This is a genomic window from Flavobacterium facile (assembly GCF_036321945.1).
GTDB classification, from domain to species: domain Bacteria; phylum Bacteroidota; class Bacteroidia; order Flavobacteriales; family Flavobacteriaceae; genus Flavobacterium; species Flavobacterium facile.
Window position 1 is genome coordinate 43,950 of the sequence record NZ_JAZAYT010000023.1, and the last position, 14,179, is coordinate 58,128.

Consider the following 14,179-nt stretch of genomic DNA (forward strand, 5'->3'; position numbering starts at 1 on the left):
CCAACTATGTATTCACCTCTAAATCTTTAATATAATCTTCATTCTCATAAAAGAAACGTTCAAAAGCCTCCATTTTATCATAAAAGAAATTGAAAATCGTTTCCCAATCGGTTTTTCGATTCAAACTCACTTCTGAAAGTTCTACCCAAACACGACTGATAATTTTACCACTTTCTAAATAATGGTCTCTATCGAACATTACATCTGGTAAAAATTCTTCCTTCAAAATATCTTTTAAGGATTCCACTTTTTCGAAATAAATTTTTCGTTTGTTTTCATCTTTTGGTTCAATATCCAGCATTACATATGCTTTTTTATTGTCGACATTAAACTTAAACGTTACATCTTTAATTTTGGTATTATACAATAACCATTTTCTTGGATACTCGTTTCCGAAAGTGGACCAAAATTCTTTTTTTATTAATTGCGCGTCGGCTTTACTATACATTTTTGTGAATATTTTTTGTAACTTTATAAATTAGAAAATTGAATAATGAATTTCACTCACTTTATAAATAATATTGCAAATTTAAAGAAAGAAAAGTTGTTAGCCACAGATGCGCACATAAAAATGGCGCCTTTGGAACGAATAACTTATCTTAAGGATAAATCGTACACAGAAAAGAAACCCAGAAATGCTGCGGTTTTAATGTTGGTGTATCCTAAAAATGAAATCGCACATTTAGCTTTGATTGTCCGAAATACCTATCCAGGCGTACATTCTTCTCAAATTAGTTTTCCTGGTGGAAAGGAAGAATTGGAAGATGGTACTTTAGAAATTACGGCACTTAGAGAAACGGAAGAAGAAGTAGGAGTTGCTATGCATAAAGTTGAGGTAATCCGACAATGTAGCGAAATATATATTCCACCAAGTAATTTTTTGGTTACACCTTATTTAGGTTTCTCAACTGAAAATTTAGAGTTCACTCCTAATCCAGATGAGGTGAAAAGAGTATTGGAATTACCTATTCATCAATTACTTAATGACGAAATTATTGTACAAACGAAAATGACAACTTCTTACGCTACTAACATTGAAGTTCCTGCTTTTCAAGTAGAGAAATATGTGGTTTGGGGCGCTACTGCTATGATGCTCAGCGAATTAAAAGAGTTGTTTAAAAACGCAGTCAAGTAATAGAAAATTGCTAAATTTGCAACCCTTTTATAAACGTTAAACTTATGGGATTATTTAAAAGAAATCCATTCGGACATATATTATTTATCAAAAAATGGCTGATTCGTATTTTTGGTGCGATTACCCATTCTAGATACAGAAGTTTCAATAATTTACAAATTGATGGTTCAGAAATTATCAGAAGTTTGCCAGATACGAATGTATTATTTATTTCAAATCATCAAACGTATTTTGCCGATGTAACCGCTATGTTTCATGTATTCAATGCTGCGTTAAAAGGTAGAGAAGACAATATTAAAAATGTTTTTTATTTATGGGAACCGAAGCTAAATATCTATTATGTGGCTGCTAAAGAAACCATGACAGAAGGTTTGTTACCAAGAATTTTAGCTTACATTGGTGCGATTACAGTAGAAAGAACTTGGCGTGCAGAAGGTAAAGATGTACAAAGAGAAGTGAATCCAAACGATACAGAAAATATTAAAATTGCTTTAGAAGATGGTTGGGTAATTACGTTTCCTCAAGGTACAACACGTTCCTTCAAACCGGTTCGTAAAGGAACAGCTCATATTATCAAACAGCATAAACCGATTGTTGTTCCAATTGTAATTGATGGATTCAGAAGATCATTTGATAGAAAAGGATTATTCGTAAAGAAAAAAGGAATTTTACAATCAATGGAAATTAAACCTCCGTTAGAAATTGATTACGAAAATGATTCCATTGAAAAAATTGTAGAACAAATAGAATACGCCATCGAACAACACGCTTCATTTTTAAAAGTAATTCCTCAAGAAATTTTAGAAGAAGAAGTAAAGTTAGACAAAGAACGTCAATGGAAATACTAATAAAAAAAGTCCTGATAAAATTTATCAGGACTTTTTTTTTAATACTCTATTTTCTGTAATTCGTTGTAATTGCGTTTTAGTCTACGTAATAAGAAACCATATAATACTTTATAAAATAAATAGAATATTAATATTAGAAATAAGACTAATAAAATACAACAAATAATAAAAAGACTTTCATATTTCTCTAAAAGAACATTTAAGTTGTTGTCATATTTACTTTGAAAGTATATAACAATCATTCCAGTTATTCCAGCAATTACTAAATTATACCAAACATAATATTTTACAATTCTTCTAGTTTTAATAATGTCTTTCATTAAATTACTTACAGATGAAGTCGCACTTATATTTTTTAAATTCTTATAGAAATAAAATATAAACCCTAACAAAACAACCATATTTATTATTGTAGCCGTTTTTTCGATATCATAAATATGAATTTGCTTCAGTTTGTTCTTTAAATTTTCATCGAAAAATAGAGATAAATCCATTAGTCGTAAAATTAAAAATTCAACAATACTAATAATAAATATCCATTTTACGATAGAAGACGAACTTTTGTGCAACATTCCGTAAATTTCATTTTCAGAAACTTGCTTAAATTGCTCATCGTTTTTCTTCCAGTCTTTTTTTAATAATTCTAATTCATCCATAGGTTACGGATTTAATATTTTTTTAAGTTTCCCTTTAATTCTGTTCATTTTCACTCGCGCATTCACTTCACTAATTCCCAGTGTTTCTGAAATTTCAGTGTAATCTTTATCTTCTAAGTATAAAAAAATCAAAGCTTTGTCAATATCATTCAACTCGGCAATGGCTTTATACATTAATTTTAGTTGTTCTTCTTCCTCAAAATTATATTCATCGGTTTTTATTCTGTGAAATTCTGTGTCAAAAGGTGTTGTTTCGATGCTTCTTTTTTTCTTTCGATATAAAGTAATAGCTGTATTCAACCCAACACGATACGCCCAAGTTGTAAATTTCGATTCGCCTCTAAATTTCGGGAAAGCCTTCCATAACTGAATGGTGATTTCCTGAAACAAATCATTGTGCGAGTCTTGATCAGAAGTATATAGCCTACAAATTTTGTGGACAATATTCTGATTTGCTTTTAATTGTTTAACGAAACTTTCTTCCGATTCAGATTTCATATTTAATAAGTAGCTGCGTTTTGGTTTTTGTTACAAAGATTATTAAAAAAAGTAAAAAAGAGTTTGGTGAATTGTGAAAAGTTTCAACATTCCGATTTATGCGAAAAATCTTCTGGAACTTTGCGGTTACAAAAAATTAAAAACTTAAATTTGTAGTTAAACACTACAAAAATGAACATACCAGATTCTGATTTAAAAAGAATTGTAATTATAGGTGGCGGTTTTGCTGGAATATCTTTGGCTAAGAAATTAAGAAACAAAAACTATCAGGTGGTAATGATGGACAAACATAATTATCACACGTTCCAACCTTTATTATATCAAGTAGCAACTGGCGGTTTAGAGCCAGATTCTATTGCTTACCCAATTCGTAAAGTGATTAAAGAATATAAAGATTTCTATTTTCGCTTGGGCGATGTAAAAGAAATTGACGCACCAAATAATAGAATCATTGCCGATATTGGCGATTTACATTACGATTATTTAGTGGTGGCAACAGGTACAAAAACCAACTATTTTGGCAATAAAGAAATTGAACGAAATAGTATGTCGATGAAAACTATTCCGCAATCGCTAAATATCAGAAGTTTAATTTTAGAAAGTTTTGAAGCCGCTCTTTTAACAGATGATGAAGCCGAACGCGAAAGTTTAATGAATTTCGTTTTAGTAGGTGGCGGACCAACAGGTGTAGAGCTGGCTGGTGCATTAGCAGAAATGAAAAAAGCAGTTTTACCAAAAGATTATCCAGATTTAGATATCAATAAAATGCAAATTCATTTGGTACAAAGCAGCGATAGACTTTTGGATTCGATGACAGTGAAATCGTCAATTGCTGCTGAAAAGTTCCTGATAAATTTAGGTGTGATTGTTCATAAAAATGTACGTGTTACAGGTTATGATGGCTTTGTAGTAACTACAAGTTCTGAATTAGATTTTCATTCTTCAACAGTAATTTGGACTGCAGGAGTAGCTGGTAAACTGATAAGCGGCTTAAACAAAGATGCTATTTTTGAAAGAATCGATAGAATTAAAGTCGATGCACATAATAGAGTCAAAGGTTACGATAATATTTTTGCTATTGGCGATATTTGTCTCATGGAAACTGCCAAATATCCAAAAGGACATCCACAAATGGCACAACCTGCGATGCAGCAAGGTAATTTATTAGCAGAAAATTTAATTAATTTGCAAAATAATAAACCTTTAAAAGCGTTTGAATATAATGATAAAGGATCAATGGCAACTATTGGAAGAAATAAGGCTGTCGTAGATTTACCAAATTTTCATTTTAGTGGTGTATTTGCTTGGTTTGTTTGGATGTTTGTACATTTAATTTCCTTAATTGGATTTAAAAATAAAGCCGTAGTATTTTTAAATTGGGTATATAATTATATTCGTTTCGACAGAGAAGCACGTTTAATTATCCGACCTTATAAGAAAAAAATGCAACAGTCATTTACAACGGATGAATTGTAAGAACCAAGTAAAAGTAGAGATGCGAGTTATCGCGTCTAATTCAGAATAAAGTAAAAAATAATCTTAGCGAATCTTGCGAATCCTTTGCGAGCTTTGCGGTTAAATAAAAAATATGATTACAGAACAACAATTTCAAAACGAATTAGAATTAATCATTTCCAATGCCATCAGAGAAGATGTTGGTGATGGTGATCACAGTTCATTAGCTTGTATTCCTGCATCAGCACAAGGAAGTGCCAAGCTTTTAGTGAAAGATAGCGGAATTATTGCTGGAGTTGAATTTGCAAAAATGGTTTTCAATTATGTAGATTCGAACATGAAAGTCGAAACTTTTATTGAAGATGGAACGGAAGTAAAATATGGAGATGTGGTTTTTCATGTACACGGAAGTTCGCAATCCATATTAAAAGCAGAACGTTTGGTGTTAAATAGTATGCAACGTATGAGTGCCATTGCGACAAAAACCAAAAGTTACGTCAAATTAATTGAAGGAACAGGAACGAAAATTTTAGACACACGTAAAACGACTCCAAATTTTAGAGCTTGTGAAAAATGGGCTGTGAAAATTGGTGGTGGTGAAAATCACCGATTTGCCTTGTATGATATGATTATGTTAAAAGACAATCACAACGATTTTGCTGGTGGAATTACAGCTTCAATTGCTAAAACCAAACAATATTTAATTGATAATAAAAAAGATTTAAAAATTATCGTGGAAGCCAGAAACATCGCTGAAGTAGAAGAAATTTTAGCTGCAGGTGGCGTATACCGAATTTTATTAGATAATTTCGATTTTGAAACAACCAAAAATGCAGTTGGAATAATCGGAGATCAATGTTTAACAGAATCATCTGGAAATATAAACGAAAAAACAATTAGAGATTATGCTTTATGCGGTGTTGATTTTATTTCATCTGGCGCCTTAACGCATTCAGTTTATAATATGGATTTAAGTCTAAAAGCAATATAAAATCAAACTAAAAACTTTGTGTCTTAGCGCCTTTGTGGCATAAAATCTATGAAATTCAATAAAGAAACCATAAAAAACCTACCGGTAATTAAGCACTTAATTAAGTCGCTTCAGCAAATTCAATTTCCGACTTTGCAAGATAGTTCACTGTACGATATTATTAAATTATATCTTTCCGGAATTATTTCTGGAGATGTAACGCATCGTGCAAGCGCAATAGCCTTTAGTTTTTTTATGGCTTTGTTTCCGTTTGCTCTTTTTCTTTTGAATTTAATCCCATTTATTCCTTTAGATAATTTTCAAAACGATTTTCTGATTTTCGTTTCGCAAAGTGTACCTCCAAATACGTACGATGCCATTGAAGCTATTTTGAAAGATATTCTGAACAATAGCTATAACGGATTGCTTTCTTCCGGATTTTTATTGTCCATTTTTTTAATGTCGAACGGAATCAATGCGTTGCTTGACGGATTTGAAATGTCTAAAAACATTAGTGAGAAAAGAGGTTATTTTCGTCAATATGCCGTAGCTATTGCCTTGTCATTAATTATGGCGTTTTTATTATTGCTAACCGTGGCGACTTTAATTTTTGTAGCTGTTTTAATCCATAAAATAGAAGCACAAAGCGGTTATGTGTCTAAAGTTCCATTAATAGAAACCATTCGATATTTGTTCGTGTTTTTAATGATTTTATTTATCACATCAACACTTTATAAATTTGGGACTAAAGAAAGCAAGCACATTTCATTTATAAGTTATGGTTCGGTTACAACAACTATTTTGTTTGTTCTAACTTCTTATGTGTTTGGTGTTTATGTGGAAAAATTCGCTAGATATAATGAGTTGTATGGTTCTATTGGCACGCTTCTTGTAATGATGTTTTATGTATGGTTGAACTGTATTTTGGTTTTATTGGGATTTGAATTAAATGCATTTATATTTCAATTAAAATCTACAACAAAAGAAAAAACATAATGAAAAAAATAGATTTATTTCTTTCTTAATTCAAATAAATTTGTAGGAAGAAACAAAAAAAAGTTTAACTTAGCAATAACTAAACAATTATACTATTATGAAAAAACAAATTCTTACATTATTTATTGCTTTAACAGCAATTTTTGCTTCAGGACAAAAAACAGTTGGAGATGTAAAAGTCGATGCTAAATTGGCAGTTGAAGGACAAAATTTAACATTAAATGGAGCAGGAGTTCGTGAAAAATTTTTCATGGATATGTATGTAGGTTCTTTATATGTAACTAAAAAATCTACAGACGGAAATACTATTTCAGCTGCTAACGAAGCTATGGCAATTAAATTAAACATTGTTTCAGGTTTAATTACATCTGAAAAAATGATTTCTGCTATTAATGAAGGTTTTGAAAATTCTACAGGAAAAAAAACTGCACCACTAAAAGCAAAAATTGATAAATTTAAAGCTTTCTTCAAAGAAAAAATAAACAAAAAAGATATTTTTATTATCGTTTATGTTCCTGGTGAAGGCGTTTCAGTTTACAGAAATGGATCTAAAAAAGGAACTATAGATGGTTTAGATTTCAAAAAAGCATTATTCGGAATTTGGTTAGGAAACAAACCAGCTGATGACGATTTAAAAGAAGGAATGTTAGGAAAATAAAACCTATATTTAATAAATAGAAAATCCCGATGTAAGTCGGGATTTTTTTTTATAGTTTCAATTTACCCGTGATAAACTCTTGAAAATACAATTTTCCCATCTCTAATGTCTAAAACTTCAGCAACAAGCATATCTTCTTCATTCTCAACTTGACGAATGTATTCCATAAAAACTCTATCACTGTTTGCCGTTAACGAAGTTACTTTATAATGTAAAGTAGGCAATCTGTCAAAAGCATCTTGCCACCAAATACGTAATTCGTTTTTTCCTTTTATCAAACCATTGGTTTCTGGTTTTCTAATTTTTAGCTTCGGACTAAAATGTTCGGCATAATCATCGTACAAACTTAATAATTGTTCTAAATTATGAACATTAAAAGCTTCGAACCATTTAAAAGCGATGGATTGATTTTGTTGTGCTATCATTTTTTTATTTTTTTATTGTGGCAATTTACGTTTAAATCAAATAAAAAAGCCAAGCATTGCCTGGCTTTTTATTAACATATTCTAACTCATTCTTTTGTTTAGTTTGTGATAAAAGCATCAAAGTAAAATTGGCCAGTCCAGCAATTCGCTCCTGATTGCTCGGCAAATCTCTCTACTCGTGCGATATTAATAGTTACAGATGATTGTGATTTGTTAGCATAATTCAAAACGAATACATCTGAAAAACCACTGTTATTATTCGCACTAAAAATAAATCCATTTGGATTGAAGGGTAATTGCGGACTAAAATCATAACGAACCTGTAATCTTTCAGCCAAAACTTCCGCTCTTGCAAGTTGATTACCACTCACTAACTGAGAAGCACTTTTTTGTTGTCTTGCAAGAACTTCCCAACTTACTGTAGTTGGTACTCCTTTAATAGTAGTACTAAAACTTCCTGTTGTACCTACACTTACATCATTACAAATTGGAATTATCATTCCTTGAACGGAAGCCATAATTGGAATATCTGAAATACTACTATTAGTAATCGATTGCCATGAAGCATTTCCATTTACGTCTGATGTAAGTACTTTACCAGTAGCTTGATTTCCATCAACAATGCGCATTGCTGCTGGGGCCGCAGTTGTTATAGTTACATTGTCTATATAAGCCGAATCTGTTCCAGCACTTGAAGAGGAATCTTTACTATATTCCCAACGTAATGTTCTTGATCCAGCAGCTAAAATATAAGATTGTTGTGTCCATCCAATTGCACCAGACCATTGGTTTTGTTGTATGCCATCAATATAAAATCGTAAATAATCATATCCACTTTCGCTACTAACATTATAATAAAAGCTTAAAGTGGCTCCACCTGCTGGAATTACAATAGTGTGCGACATTTGTGTAGTTTGACTATCTGTTATTGTACCTGATTTTGCTGCATAAGTTCCAGCGAATTTTACAGTTGTTTGTGTTGCCCAATTCGCACTTCCACCAGTTGTTAATGGAGTAATAGCATTGGTTTCAAAATTTTGATTAAATAAAGAACCTGGAGCTCCAATATTTTCAACATGAAATTTTGTAGTTGGAGTAGTTGTTCCTACACCTACGTTTGCCGTATTGTTATTGTAAATGTCATTTCCAACTTTTGTCCAATGACTTGTTCCGCCTGTAAAAGGAGTCCATTTTGTTCCGTCCCAATAATAAAAACCTGTTCCTGTTGTTACATTGGTGTTGTAAATTAATAAACTTGTTGCTGGCGCAGTTATTGGTGCAGTTGCATTTAAATTAGGAATAGAAATTCGTGGAATTAATAAACCTTTATCAGTTGCATTGATGTCAAGCATAGAGCTGGCATCTGGTGTTGTGGTGTTGATACCTACTTGTGCCTGAAGTATTAAAGGCAGTAGAAGTAAGGTAAATAATAGCTTTTTCATAATTTTGTAGTTAATTTAACTACGAAAATCTGTTATAAATTTTAACTTTTAAAAAAATAGGGAAATAATTAATCTTTTTAGGGACGAATGGTTTTTTGTTGTAATTTGCTAATTACCAATTCTTTAAATGTCTTAGAAATTGGAATTTTACAATCATTTATTAAAATTGTATTATTTGAAAATTCTTTTACTTTTTCACAATTAATTATAAATCCTTTGTGAGTTTTGATAAAATAATTTGGCATTAAGTTTTCGAAATCTGTAATCGTAGAACGATAACGATACGTTTCCTCTTCACAATTTAGAATCAAATAGTTTTTATCACTTTCAATAAAAAGAATCGAATTGAAATTTATCTTAGTGTACACTTCATTGTGTTTGACTAAAATATGTTTTTCTTTTGACGTTTTATTTTTCGCGAAGTTTAAAATCGCAATTTCAATTGAAGTAAATAAATCATGCTTTTGAAAGGGTTTAACTAGATAACCCAAAGGTTTTGTTTGCAAAGCATTTTTTATAGTTTCGGTATCCGAATACGCAGTTAAATATAAATGTGGAATATTAAAGTTCTCAGAAATGTAATTGCCTAGCCAAATTCCGTTTTTTTCTCCTTTTATATTTATGTCTAAAATGGCAAAATCTATATCTTTTGTGTTTAGAATTTCAATTGCATTATTAGCGTTCATTACAGCAGTTACAACTTCGTAACCAATTTCGGTTAAATAATTACAAATAGTTTTCTGAGTAATGTATTCGTCTTCTACAACTAAAATTTTTAAAGGATTTTGTGTCATTTTGGTTCTTTAAATTTAATGTTTATTTTAGTTCCATGTTTACTAGTAATTTCTATTTCTCCATCAATTTGTTGGCAAAGTCCTTGAATCAAATCAAATCCAACACTTTTGGAATTTTCAAAACTAGTAAATTTTTCGGGCAAACCATTTCCATTATCTTCAATAATTAATTCGTAGGAATTATTGATTTGTTTTTTTATTGAAATAGAGATGATTCCTTCTGTTTTGTTTTTAAAGGCATGTTTGTAGCAATTTGTAATAATTTCATTGATGATCAAACTCAATGGAATCGCAATGTCAATATTAAATTGAATATTTTCTATTTCTTGGTTTATGGTAATGTTTTTATTTCCGGTAAAGTTAGTTTGCTTGATGTAAGTTATGAGTTCGTTACTATAGGTTTGGAAATCAACCATATTAAAGTTCTCATTTTGATACATGGTTTTGTGAAGTAAAGCTATGGTTTGAATTCTATCTTGACCATCAATCAAAACTTGTTTGGCTTTTTCATCAGAAATACTATTGTTTTGTAAGCTTAATATTCCAGAAATGATTTGCAAATTGTTTTTAACGCGATGATGAATTTCTTTTAAAAGCAATTCTTTTTCGTGTAATGAAACTTTAATTTCTTCATTCTTTTTAGAAATAGAAGCATTCATTTTTTCAATTTCAAGTCGCTTTCTTCTATTGTTTTGAAAAGCAAAAAAGCTAGTCGTTAGCAAAGCAATTAATCCAATAATAATGATGTTAAGATTTGTTTTTTCTTTTTCTTCAATGATTTGGTTTTTTGCAGCTACTTCTTTTTCCTTGTTTTCAATGAAGTAATTTAGTTCGGTACTTTTCAAAAGGTTTAGATTTTGAACAGAAAGTAATGAATCTTTCAAATACTCAATTTCAGCTGTGTATTTCAAAGAAGTTTTGAACTCTTCTTTTTTCTCGTAATAACTCGACTGTAATTCTAATAATTGAATTTTTAGTTTCACTTCATTAAGGCAACAAATTTGTTCTAAAGTTTCAATAATACTTTTGGTTTCGTTAAGCTTATTTGTTTTTAAATAGGCTCTGCCAAGCATTAAATAACTTTGTATATATATAGAAGTGTTTTTATTTTCAATTTTTGGTAAGATTGCTTCATTTATAAGCGAAATAGTTTTTATATATTCCTTTCTGTCCAAATATAAATTGGCAATATTACTTTGGGAACTCAATAGAATACTTTTATAAGCAAATGGGTTTGTGGTTTTTAAACTTTTTGTTGCCTTTAGAATCGCTTTGTTATAATAGGAAAAAGCATTGTTGTATTCTTTTTTTAAGTGATAGTAATAGCCTAAATCATTATAAGCAGAAGGAATAATCAAAGAATCTCGTTTCGGATTTTTATACAATAAAGTAATCTCACTTTTTAGTTGCGAAATGGCTTTGTCATATTGTTGCAATTGCAAATACAATCTACTTTGTATGTTGTAACTCCACAACGGATAATCAACCCCATTAGAAATTAACGTATTTATCTTTTTATTGATGTCGAAAACTTTAGAATATAAGTTAAGTTTTAAGTAGCATTCTTGTAAAGCTACATAAATATCCATGGTTTCTCTTTCCGATAAATTATAGTTTTTCTTGTTAAGAAGTTCGTTAAACTTAGAAATCGCTTCTAAATTCTGATTTTGTATTTGATTTATTAAACCTAAAGCAAAAAGTAATTGCTTCTTTACAGAATAAGTATTTGGGTTTTGTTTTAATAAAGCAGTAAACTCCGATTGAAAAAAGTAAATATCTTCTGCTTTTTCTTCGTTGCTCAAACTCCTAAAAAAGGAAACCTTATCACTATTTTTTTTAGATTTAAAAGCTTTCTGAATGTTTTCGTTAGAAAAACCTTTGACAGCAAGAATTAAAAATAATAGTGATAAGGTTATTTTATTCATTATCTAAAATATGAAAAATCGTGATTGTTCTCCAATTTCAATAAAGTCTCATAAATTAATTTGATTACATTTTCTACATCTTCTCTGTGAACCATTTCTACAGTTGTATGCATATAACGTAAAGGCAAAGAAATTAAAGCACTCGGTACACCGCCATTGCTATAAGCAAAAGCATCCGTGTCAGTTCCTGTAACTCTTGAACAAGCACTTCTTTGAAATGGAATGTTTTTAGCTTCAGCCGTGTCAGTAATTAAATCTCTTAATTTATTTTGTACAGCTGGTGCATAAGCAATAACCGGACCTTTCCCCATTTTTAAATCACCCTGAATTTTTTTATCAATCATAGGAGTTGTAGTGTCATGAGTAACATCTGTAACTATTGCGATATTTGGTTTAATGCTTTGTGTAATCATTTCTGCGCCACGTAAACCAATTTCTTCCTGTACGGCATTTACAACATACAAACCAAAAGGTAATGTTTTTTTGTTTTCTTTTAAAAGTCGAGCAACTTCTGCAATCATAAAACCGCCCATTCTGTTGTCTATAGCGCGACAAACAAATTTGTTTCCGTTTAAAATTTCAAATCCATCAGGATATGTAATTACACAACCTACATGAACACCTAAATCTTCCACTTCTTGTTTTGTACTACAACCACAATCAATAAAAATGTTTTCTATTTTTGCAGTTTCTTCTTTTCCTGCAATTCTTGTGTGAATAGCTGGCCAACCAAAAACACCACGAACAATTCCTTTTTTAGTATGAATGTTAACACGTTTTGATGGTGCGATTTGATGATCACTTCCTCCATTTCTAATTACATATATTAAACCGTCATCAGTAATGTAATTTACATACCACGAAATTTCATCACTATGCCCTTCAATGACAACCTTAAAAGGAGCATCCGGATTTATAACTCCAACTGCCGTTCCATAATTATCTGTAATAAATGTATCAACATAAGGTTTCAAATAATCCATCCATATTTTCTGACCTTCACTTTCATATCCAGTTGGCGACGCATTATTTAAATAGGTTTCTAAAAACGCAATCGAGCTATCTTTTAATATACTTTTCATTTAATTGATTTTTTTTTGCTAAAATAAAAAATTGGCATCGAACTTGCTAATAAAATTTATAATTTTACACTTTAATATATATAGGTATGTCACGCATTTTTTTATTTACGATTTTTTTATTCAGCTTCTCATTTCTTTCTGCACAAGAAGGTGAAGGATCGGGTGTGTCTGATACGATAGTGTACATTCAAGATTCAGATACAATCCGTGAAATAATCATTGAAGAAGTTTCTATCACTGATGAAAATAAAATCAAACTCACAAAAGAAGAGCGCGAACAAATTAAGTTATTAGAACGCCGCGTTCGTGTAGTCTATCCTTATGCAAAAATAACAGCAGAAAGATTAACGCAGATTAATGCCACAATGGCCAAGTTGAAAACACAAAAAGAAAAGAAGAAATATTTCAAACTTGTAGAAAAGTATTTAAACGAAGAGTTTGAACCTAAGCTTAAAAAACTATCTCGCAAACAAGGACAAATTTTGGTTAAGCTTATTAATAGACAAACAGGAAAAACAACTTTCGATTTAATTAAAGATTATAAAAGCGGTTGGAAAGCCTTTTGGTCAAACAACACCGCAAAATTATTCAACATCGATTTAAAGAAAACATATGATCCAATGGAAGTTCCAGAAGATTTTTATATTGAAACGTATTTGCAACGCTGCTTCGATGAAGGTAAATTAACCAGACAAGAAGCTAAGAAGCCAATTTCAGAGAGTGAGTTAATTCTAAATTGGTCACTTAAAAATAAAGAAAAATTAAAAGCAGGCAATTAAGTTCAATTAGAAGCTGGTTCAAATTTTACACTATAATATATACGGTTGATGTTTTGTAACGTCAGCCGTTTTTCATTTGCACAAACATACCTATATATATATATATATATATAGGTATAATTTTTCAGGAGCTAAATCCTGCTATCCACTATATCTTTTATTTAATTTTTAAGGAATTAAATAAAAGGATGCCGCTCCTATCAGGGCTAGAATCCTGTTTTCAGAAGAAATTCTCGCAACACATTCTCTTTTTGATGGTTTCTGAAGCTTTGATTTGGGAAAAACACACCCGAAAACAGACTATTTTACAATGAAACCCTGTTTTTTAAATCCAATCAAGAATTTGAGAAGGTATTGCAAGTCCAGTAAAATCTCTAAAATCTAACATTGGGTTAAAATGGTTTAAATAAATTTTGTTTATAACTTACTGCAAACCAAAAGATAGCAAAATACTTTATAAATATGTTAAGATAATGTTAGGAAATACAAAATTAAGTGCTAGTTTTGCACCCGCAA

The 14,179-nt window shown here is 30.5% G+C and carries 15 protein-coding genes; 7 read left to right on the plus strand and 8 right to left on the minus strand.

Going from position 1 to position 14,179, the window contains the following annotated elements:
- Positions 1–4 precede the first annotated feature (4 nt).
- Positions 5–448 (minus strand): DUF4268 domain-containing protein, encoded by a 444-nt coding sequence (locus UEQ13_RS01095; RefSeq protein ID WP_329804507.1) that lies wholly within the window; start codon positions 446–448, stop codon positions 5–7.
- Positions 449–493: 45 nt separating this feature from the next.
- On the opposite strand from UEQ13_RS01095, the gene UEQ13_RS01100 reads away from it, so the two are divergent.
- Both UEQ13_RS01100 and UEQ13_RS01105 read left to right on the plus strand, forming a co-directional pair.
- Complete coding sequence (locus UEQ13_RS01100) at positions 494–1,135, plus strand: NUDIX hydrolase (protein WP_329804508.1); 642 nt, start codon at positions 494–496, stop codon at positions 1,133–1,135.
- Positions 1,136–1,179: 44 nt separating this feature from the next.
- Entirely contained in the window at positions 1,180–1,983 is an 804-nt protein-coding gene (locus tag UEQ13_RS01105) for a lysophospholipid acyltransferase family protein (protein WP_329804509.1), read from the plus strand.
- Positions 1,984–2,021: 38 nt separating this feature from the next.
- On the opposite strand, the gene UEQ13_RS01110 is transcribed toward UEQ13_RS01105, so the two are convergent.
- A complete protein-coding gene (locus UEQ13_RS01110) occupies positions 2,022–2,639 on the minus strand; it encodes a hypothetical protein (RefSeq protein ID WP_329804510.1) in 618 nt (205 codons plus the stop codon).
- 3 nt (positions 2,640–2,642) lie between these two features.
- Positions 2,643–3,137, minus strand: coding sequence for an RNA polymerase sigma factor (locus tag UEQ13_RS01115; protein WP_091315763.1), 495 nt, complete (start codon positions 3,135–3,137; stop codon positions 2,643–2,645).
- A 171-nt stretch (positions 3,138–3,308) separates the two neighbouring features.
- Here UEQ13_RS01115 and UEQ13_RS01120 point away from each other — a divergent pair, with 171 nt between their 5' ends.
- The 4 genes from UEQ13_RS01120 (at position 3,309) to UEQ13_RS01135 (ending at position 7,216) form a co-directional block, all read left to right on the plus strand.
- The gene (locus tag UEQ13_RS01120) at positions 3,309–4,613 is read left to right on the plus strand and encodes an NAD(P)/FAD-dependent oxidoreductase (protein WP_329804511.1); all 1,305 of its coding nucleotides are present in this window, start codon (positions 3,309–3,311) and stop codon (positions 4,611–4,613) included.
- A 112-nt stretch (positions 4,614–4,725) separates the two neighbouring features.
- The gene (gene nadC / locus UEQ13_RS01125) at positions 4,726–5,583 is read left to right on the plus strand and encodes a carboxylating nicotinate-nucleotide diphosphorylase (protein WP_329804512.1); all 858 of its coding nucleotides are present in this window, start codon (positions 4,726–4,728) and stop codon (positions 5,581–5,583) included.
- Positions 5,584–5,631: 48 nt separating this feature from the next.
- Complete coding sequence (locus tag UEQ13_RS01130) at positions 5,632–6,558, plus strand: YihY/virulence factor BrkB family protein (protein WP_329804513.1); 927 nt, start codon at positions 5,632–5,634, stop codon at positions 6,556–6,558.
- A 97-nt stretch (positions 6,559–6,655) separates the two neighbouring features.
- Positions 6,656–7,216: a chalcone isomerase family protein gene (locus tag UEQ13_RS01135; protein ID WP_329804514.1), complete on the plus strand. Its 561-nt coding sequence runs from the start codon at positions 6,656–6,658 to the stop codon at positions 7,214–7,216.
- 62 nt (positions 7,217–7,278) lie between these two features.
- Here the strand turns inward: UEQ13_RS01135 and UEQ13_RS01140 are convergent, their stop codons facing one another.
- The 5 genes from UEQ13_RS01140 to UEQ13_RS01160 form a co-directional block, all read right to left on the minus strand.
- Positions 7,279–7,641 carry a nuclear transport factor 2 family protein gene (locus tag UEQ13_RS01140; protein WP_329804515.1) on the minus strand — a complete coding sequence of 121 codons (363 nt, stop codon included), beginning with the start codon at positions 7,639–7,641 and terminating at the stop codon, positions 7,279–7,281.
- A 98-nt stretch (positions 7,642–7,739) separates the two neighbouring features.
- Positions 7,740–9,083: a hypothetical protein gene (locus tag UEQ13_RS01145; RefSeq protein ID WP_329804516.1), complete on the minus strand. Its 1,344-nt coding sequence runs from the start codon at positions 9,081–9,083 to the stop codon at positions 7,740–7,742.
- A 77-nt stretch (positions 9,084–9,160) separates the two neighbouring features.
- On the minus strand, positions 9,161–9,877 hold the full coding sequence (locus tag UEQ13_RS01150) for a LytR/AlgR family response regulator transcription factor (RefSeq protein ID WP_329804517.1): 717 nt from the start codon (positions 9,875–9,877) through the stop codon (positions 9,161–9,163).
- Positions 9,874–11,802: a tetratricopeptide repeat-containing sensor histidine kinase gene (locus UEQ13_RS01155; protein ID WP_329804518.1), complete on the minus strand. Its 1,929-nt coding sequence runs from the start codon at positions 11,800–11,802 to the stop codon at positions 9,874–9,876. Before UEQ13_RS01155 ends, UEQ13_RS01150 begins: the two co-directional genes overlap by 4 nt.
- On the minus strand, positions 11,802–12,884 hold the full coding sequence (locus UEQ13_RS01160) for a M42 family metallopeptidase (protein WP_329804519.1): 1,083 nt from the start codon (positions 12,882–12,884) through the stop codon (positions 11,802–11,804). The genes UEQ13_RS01155 and UEQ13_RS01160 overlap by 1 nt, the downstream gene beginning before the upstream one ends.
- An 86-nt stretch (positions 12,885–12,970) precedes the next feature.
- Between UEQ13_RS01160 and UEQ13_RS01165 the strand changes: the two genes are divergently transcribed.
- Complete coding sequence (locus UEQ13_RS01165) at positions 12,971–13,663, plus strand: DUF4294 domain-containing protein (protein WP_329804520.1); 693 nt, start codon at positions 12,971–12,973, stop codon at positions 13,661–13,663.
- Positions 13,664–14,179: the final 516 nt, after the last annotated feature.

What these genes read in the sequence shown, in the direction of transcription:
- UEQ13_RS01095 (WP_329804507.1), bottom strand. Translation starts at nt 448, where the DNA reads ATGTATAGTAAAGCCGACGCGCAATTAATAAAAAAAGAATTTTGGTCC.
- UEQ13_RS01100 (WP_329804508.1), top strand. Translation starts at nt 494, where the DNA reads ATGAATTTCACTCACTTTATAAATAATATTGCAAATTTAAAGAAAGAA.
- UEQ13_RS01105 (WP_329804509.1), top strand. Translation starts at nt 1,180, where the DNA reads ATGGGATTATTTAAAAGAAATCCATTCGGACATATATTATTTATCAAA.
- UEQ13_RS01110 (WP_329804510.1), bottom strand. Translation starts at nt 2,639, where the DNA reads ATGGATGAATTAGAATTATTAAAAAAAGACTGGAAGAAAAACGATGAG.
- UEQ13_RS01115 (WP_091315763.1), bottom strand. Translation starts at nt 3,137, where the DNA reads ATGAAATCTGAATCGGAAGAAAGTTTCGTTAAACAATTAAAAGCAAAT.
- UEQ13_RS01120 (WP_329804511.1), top strand. Translation starts at nt 3,309, where the DNA reads ATGAACATACCAGATTCTGATTTAAAAAGAATTGTAATTATAGGTGGC.
- nadC (WP_329804512.1), top strand. Translation starts at nt 4,726, where the DNA reads ATGATTACAGAACAACAATTTCAAAACGAATTAGAATTAATCATTTCC.
- UEQ13_RS01130 (WP_329804513.1), top strand. Translation starts at nt 5,632, where the DNA reads ATGAAATTCAATAAAGAAACCATAAAAAACCTACCGGTAATTAAGCAC.
- UEQ13_RS01135 (WP_329804514.1), top strand. Translation starts at nt 6,656, where the DNA reads ATGAAAAAACAAATTCTTACATTATTTATTGCTTTAACAGCAATTTTT.
- UEQ13_RS01140 (WP_329804515.1), bottom strand. Translation starts at nt 7,641, where the DNA reads ATGATAGCACAACAAAATCAATCCATCGCTTTTAAATGGTTCGAAGCT.
- UEQ13_RS01145 (WP_329804516.1), bottom strand. Translation starts at nt 9,083, where the DNA reads ATGAAAAAGCTATTATTTACCTTACTTCTACTGCCTTTAATACTTCAG.
- UEQ13_RS01150 (WP_329804517.1), bottom strand. Translation starts at nt 9,877, where the DNA reads ATGACACAAAATCCTTTAAAAATTTTAGTTGTAGAAGACGAATACATT.
- UEQ13_RS01155 (WP_329804518.1), bottom strand. Translation starts at nt 11,802, where the DNA reads ATGAATAAAATAACCTTATCACTATTATTTTTAATTCTTGCTGTCAAA.
- UEQ13_RS01160 (WP_329804519.1), bottom strand. Translation starts at nt 12,884, where the DNA reads ATGAAAAGTATATTAAAAGATAGCTCGATTGCGTTTTTAGAAACCTAT.
- UEQ13_RS01165 (WP_329804520.1), top strand. Translation starts at nt 12,971, where the DNA reads ATGTCACGCATTTTTTTATTTACGATTTTTTTATTCAGCTTCTCATTT.